Genomic DNA, 376 nt, shown 5'->3' with positions numbered 1-376 from the left:
GATAACTTTGGCTTGATTCTTTTGAATACTTTTCTCATCTAAGGAGAAAAGTATTTGGGGTATGGGGCAACGCCCCGTTAACAAGCAGAGATGAGCGTTGAGAAAGTGAGTACCGAGAAGAAAAGAGATGAGTTTTGAGACGGTGCGAATTGAAAATATTTAGTGATTATTATATAATTTCCAACCACCTCCCCCTCGCCAACTCAGGTACTCCAGACCAGGAGGAGAAACGTTCAGGAACGGGACGGAGAGAAAAGAGCGATGAGCAGTGAGAATTGAGACGATGAGAGTGTGTGAAAGTAGAAGAAGAGCACTATGATTATAAGAAAGGCGCGTAGGGTGAAAATTTGGCCCGGGCCGGTGAAGGCCAAAGCGA

At 44.9% G+C, this 376-nt stretch carries 1 protein-coding gene; it reads left to right on the top strand.

From position 1 onward, the window contains the following. Window positions 1-134 precede the first annotated feature (134 nt). Window positions 135-272, top strand: coding sequence for a hypothetical protein (locus K5G00_RS29590; protein WP_238770268.1), 138 nt, complete (start codon window positions 135-137; stop codon window positions 270-272). Window positions 273-376 lie beyond the last annotated feature (104 nt).

Source organism: Maribellus maritimus, from assembly GCF_022267315.1.
Classification (GTDB): domain Bacteria; phylum Bacteroidota; class Bacteroidia; order Bacteroidales; family Prolixibacteraceae; genus Draconibacterium; species Draconibacterium maritimum.
The sequence above is the reverse complement of the archived record's forward strand: the minus strand, read 5'-3'. Positions and strand labels throughout refer to the sequence as shown.